Source organism: Micromonospora sp. D75 (assembly GCF_018070405.1).
In the GTDB taxonomy this organism is placed as follows: domain Bacteria; phylum Actinomycetota; class Actinomycetes; order Mycobacteriales; family Micromonosporaceae; genus Micromonospora; species Micromonospora chalcea.
The window spans coordinates 1-4,794 of sequence record NZ_JAGPXV010000472.1 but is presented as its reverse complement, the minus strand read 5'-3'; the positions used below and the strand labels follow the sequence as shown (position 1 = coordinate 4,794).

General features: G+C 70.1%; 4 protein-coding genes. 1 reads left to right on the top strand and 3 read right to left on the bottom strand.

The window, feature by feature from the left end:
- Positions 1–1,729, bottom strand: a 1,729-nt coding sequence (locus KBX39_RS23390; protein ID WP_210872525.1) for a transglycosylase domain-containing protein, incomplete at its 3' end; no start/stop codon positions are given.
- Between the two features lie 402 nt (positions 1,730–2,131).
- Between KBX39_RS23390 and KBX39_RS23385 the strand changes: the two genes are divergently transcribed.
- The gene (locus tag KBX39_RS23385; RefSeq protein WP_043327856.1) at positions 2,132–2,452 is read left to right on the top strand and encodes a WhiB family transcriptional regulator; all 321 of its coding nucleotides are present in this window, start codon (positions 2,132–2,134) and stop codon (positions 2,450–2,452) included.
- 8 nt (positions 2,453–2,460) lie between these two features.
- On the opposite strand, the gene KBX39_RS23380 is transcribed toward KBX39_RS23385, so the two are convergent.
- Positions 2,461–3,609, bottom strand: coding sequence for an ArsA-related P-loop ATPase (locus tag KBX39_RS23380; protein ID WP_174535410.1), 1,149 nt, complete (start codon positions 3,607–3,609; stop codon positions 2,461–2,463).
- Between the two features lie 54 nt (positions 3,610–3,663).
- Entirely contained in the window at positions 3,664–4,638 is a 975-nt protein-coding gene (locus tag KBX39_RS23375) for an ArsA-related P-loop ATPase (RefSeq protein ID WP_043327858.1), read from the bottom strand.
- Positions 4,639–4,794 lie beyond the last annotated feature (156 nt).

Sequence of the window (4,794 nt, the reverse complement as noted above, 5' to 3'; positions counted from 1 at the left end):
CCTGCACCGGGATCGGCTCGCAGTACTTGCCGTCGGCGCCGAGCGTCGCGTACGCGTTCGCCAGCTCCAGCGGGGTGGTCTGCGAGACGCCGAGGCTGAACGCGCCCCACTGGTGCGGGTTGGCGGCAAGTTGCGCGTCGCTCGACGAGCGGAACGAGATGCCGAGCTTCTGCGCCGCCTTCACCACGTTCTCCGCGCCGACCCGCTGCTGCAGGTCGATGAAGAACGTGTTGACCGAGAAGCCGAAGCCGCTCCACATGTTGTGCATGCCGGCCATCGAGGCGTTGGCGTTCTTCGGGCAGTACTTGTTGGTGCCCGGGCAGGCGGCCGGCGAGTTGAACTCGACCGGGTAGTTCGACTTGAACACGGGCTGCGCGTTGATCGGGTAGCTGAGCGGGTAGCCCTTCTCCAGCGCGGCCACCAGCGTGAAGATCTTGAAGGTCGAGCCCGCCTGGTAGCCGGCGATGCCGGGGCCACCGGTGATCAGCGGGTTCACCGTGTTGGGGTAGTTGCCCCGGATCTTCTTCTTGGCCTTCGCCGGGTCGCTGGAGATCTTGTTCTGCGGGTCGTCCGGGTCGTCGAGCTTGAAGTTGCGGTTGACGGCGACGGCGCGTACCCGGCCGGTGCCGGGCTCGACGGCGGCCACCATCCGGGCCGCCTTGCTGCTCTCGCCCAGGTTCTTGCGGACGGCCTTGTCAGCGGCCTTCTGCGCCTGCACGTCGAGCGTGGAGATGATGGTGTAGCCGCCGCTCTTGAGCCGCCGCTCACGGTCGTACGAGGTGGCGCCGAACGTCTCCTGCTGCAGCCACCAGCGGTAGAGGTAGTCGCAGAAGAAGCCCCAGGAGCGGGTGGTGGTCTGGGTGCAGCCGTTCGGGGTGCGCTTGCCCTTGACGACGAGCTTGATCTTCTTGGCGGCGTCCGCCTCCTGCTGGGTGATCGCCCCGATCTGCACCATGTTGTCGATGACGTAGTCGCGTCGGCCGACCGCCTCGGGGTAGCCCGCGGGGGTGGTCGGGTCGAACGCGGTGGGCGCCTTCACCATGCCGGCGAGCATGGCCGACTCCTGGATGTCCAGCTTGCTCGGCGGCTTGTTGAAGTAGACCTGGCTGGCCGCCCAGATGCCGTACGCGCCGTTGCCGAACGCGGCGATGTTCAGGTAGCGCTCCAGGATCTCGTCCTTGGAGAGCTCCTTGTCGATCTGCAGCGCCAGGCTCATCTCGCGCAGCTTGCGGGCGCTGGTGTCCTCGGTGGCGGCGACCACGTCGGCCGGGTGGGTGGCCGAGTAGGAGATGGCCAGCCGGACGTACTGCATGGTCAGCGTCGACGCGCCCTGCCGGGAGGAGCCGGCGGACTGGTTGTTGACGAACGCCCGTGCCACACCGTTGAGGTCCACGCCGTTGTGCTTGTAGAAGTCGTGGTCCTCGGCCGCGATGATGGACTTCTGCATGTGCGGCGAGATGTCCTTGAGCTTGACGTCCTTGCGGTTCTCGTCGTACATCGTGGCCAGCACGGTCTTGCCGTCGGACGCGAGCAGCTTGGTCATCTGCGGCGACCGGGCGACTGTGAGCTCCTTGGGCAGCGCGCCGAATGTCTCCGAGCCGGCCTTCGCGGCCAGTCCGGTCATCGCCACCGCGGGGAAGGCCGCCGCAGCGACCACCACTCCGGCCAACAGGCCGCAGATCAGCAGCGATGCGGCGTTGGTCAGCACGTTGTGGTCACGTTTCCGCATCCAGGTCACCTCGACAGGGTACGCGAGCAGGGATCGGCGGGCGCGCGGGGAACTTTCCCCATTTCCTGCATGCGCCGGCCTCGTTGTGCTAAACGCACGAGCCCTGGTCCTGGGTTGCGTGAGATCCGGCGGAAGTCTCTCTGAAACCCGGGAGGGGCGCAGCGTTTTCACGTACCCGGGCGGGGTAGACGCCGGGCGAAAGCCCGGGAAGCCGGGAGTGTCCGGAATGATGGATTTAGCCGACAACGTTGCGTAATCGGGCGACTACACAGCATGATGGTGGCGGCGAAGGCAGCCGTGCGTCGTTCGTGCCGCCCTGGGGAGGCCGGCGCGGACGACCGGGGGGAGTTCGAGGGCTGCTCGCACGAAGTCGGTAGGTACTGCAAGGGGGGACGTGTACAGATGGGCATGATCACTGACTGGCCGTCACTGGCGGCATGTCAGAACGGAGACCCGGACGCGTTGTTCGTACAGGGCGCCGAACAGAACGTGGCGAAGAGGATCTGCCGGAGCTGCCCAGTTCGGTACGAGTGCCTGGCCGACGCGCTCGACAACCGGATCGAGTTCGGTGTGTGGGGTGGCATGACCGAACGCGAGCGCCGGGCGTTGCTGCGCCGTCACCCGCAGGTGACCAGCTGGCGCAAGATGTTCGAGGCGGCCATGAAGAAGAACGCCAAGGAGAAGGCCGGCAAGGACAAGGTCCTGGTGACCACTGCCACCTGACCGCCAGGTCAGCTCCGGCTGATCGCCTCGCCGATCGTCCGCAGCCCGTCGACGTCGTGCACGTCGGCGGGCTGCGCGGCCACCGACACCGCCGGCACCGCCGGGAACGCCTCGGTGAACCGGGCCGCCACCTGCTCCTCGCGTACCGCCTGCTGGGCCAGCGCGGCATGCGCGCGCAGCACCTCGACGGTGCCCTCGTGCCCGCCCGCCGCGGCCAGCCGCTCCGCGGCGGCCAGGCTCTCCGCCGCGGACAGGGCCGCCGCCGGCCGGTGCACCCGGTTGAGCACCAGCCCGGCCAGCGGCATCTGCTCTTCCCGCAGGCGACCCGCGAAGTAGGCGGCCTCCCGGACCGCGTCCGGCTCCGGGGCCGCGACCAGCAGGAACGCCGTCTCCCGGGCCTGCAGGATCCGGTACGTCTGCTCGGCCCGCTGCCGGAACCCGCCGAACATCGAGTCGAGGGCGGCGACGAAGCCGGACAGGTCGGTGAGCAGTTGGGCGCCGAGCACCTTCTGCACCACCTTGGAGAACATCCCGAAGCTCGCCGTCACCAGGTTGAACATGCTGCGTCCGCCGGTGCGCGCCGGGGCCAGCAGCAGCCGCAGCATGCGGCCGTCGAGGAATCGGGACAGGCGGGCCGGAGCGTCCAGGAAGTCGAGCGCGGACCGAGACGGCGGCGTGTCCACCACGATCAGGTCCCACTCGCCCCGGGCGTGCAACTGGCCCAGCTTCTCCATCGCCATGTACTCCTGCGTACCGGCGAAGGTGGAACTCATGGCCTGGTAGAACGGGTTGGCGAAGATCTCCGCGGCCTTCGCCGGGTCGGTGTGCTGGAGCACCACGTCGTCGAACGTGCGCTTCATGTCCAGCATCATGGCGTGCAGCTCGCCGCCGCTGGCCTCGACGTCGATGCCCTTGACCTGGCGGGGTGTGTTGTCCAGCTCGGTCAGGCCGAGCGACTGCGCCAGCCGGCGGGCCGGGTCGATGGTGAGCACCACGGTCCGGCGGCCGTGCCGCTCGGCCGCGCGCAGCGCCAGCGCCGCGGCGGTGGTCGTCTTGCCCACGCCGCCCGCCCCGCAGCAGACCACGATCCGTACACCGTCGTCGGCGAGGATCTGGTCGACGTCAAGCGGAGGCGCCGCGTCTTCGGAAGGCACCAATCGAGCGTATCGGTCCCGAGGGGCACTCTGCTCCGTGCCGGTCGCAGGTGTGAGTCAATCCGCCCGGACGAGGGTCTCGGCGAGCGCCTCCAACCCGGCCCGGTCGACTCCTCCGGGCAGCAGCGGCAGTTCGATCATGGGCAGGCCCAGCTCCACCAGGTCGCCCCGGAGCGAGTCCTCCAGCTCTCGGCGTACCTGCTGGTCGTGGGCCTCCTCGACGAGCCCGGCCACGGTCGGGCCGTCGGTCGGCAGGCCGGCGGCGGCCAGCCCGCGCTCCAGCTCGGCCGCGGTCACGGCCCGGCCGGCCGGCACCGGCGGGCGGACGCCGTTGACGATCACCCGGCCGACCGGGAAGCCGAGCTGGGTCAGCTCGGCGACCGCGTCCAGCGTCTCCTGGACCGGCATCTCCTCCAGCAGCGTGACCACGTGCACGGCTGTCATCGGCGACCGGAGCAGCGCGGAGACGCCCTCGCTCTGGGTCTTGATCGGGCCGACCTTGGCCAGCCGGGCGGTCTCCGCTGTCACGTTCAGGAAGCGGCCGATGCGCCCGGTCGGCGGCGCGTCCAGCACGACCGCGTCGTACGTCCGGCGCGAGCCGCTGGTCCGGGTGGTCGCCTCCTTGACCTTGCCGGTGAGCAGCACGTCGCGCAGGCCCGGCGCGATCGTGGTGGCGAAGTCGATCGCGCCGAGCTTGCGCAGCGCCCGGCCGGCCGCGCCGAGCTTGTAGAACATGTCCAGGTATTCCAGGAGCGCCGCCTCGGCGTCGACCGCCAGCGCCCGCACCTCACCGCCGCCGGGCGCGTCGGCGAGGTGCCGCTCCTCGTACGGCAGCGGGTCGGTGCCGAAGAGCTGGGCGATGCCCTGCCGGCCCTCCACCTCGACCAGCAGGGTGCGCCGGCCCCCGGCGGCCAGGCCGAGGGCCAGCGCGGCGGCCACGCTCGTCTTGCCTGTGCCGCCCTTGCCGGTCACCACGTGCAGGCGGGCCGGCCATCTGCCGGCGGACTCGGCCGGCTGCTCACTCGCTGCCACCCGTCGAGCCTAACCAGCCGGCCGGATCAGCCGACCTCGCAGACCCACCAACCCGTCTTCCGCACCACTGTGAAGCGCAGGGACTGCTCGGCGACCTTCTCGTCGGCGGTGGTCATGGTCACCCGGGCGGAGACGGTGGCCCGGTCGCCGGTCTCG

What these genes read in the sequence shown, in the direction of transcription:
- KBX39_RS23385 (WP_043327856.1), top strand. Translation starts at nt 2,132, where the DNA reads ATGGGCATGATCACTGACTGGCCGTCACTGGCGGCATGTCAGAACGGA.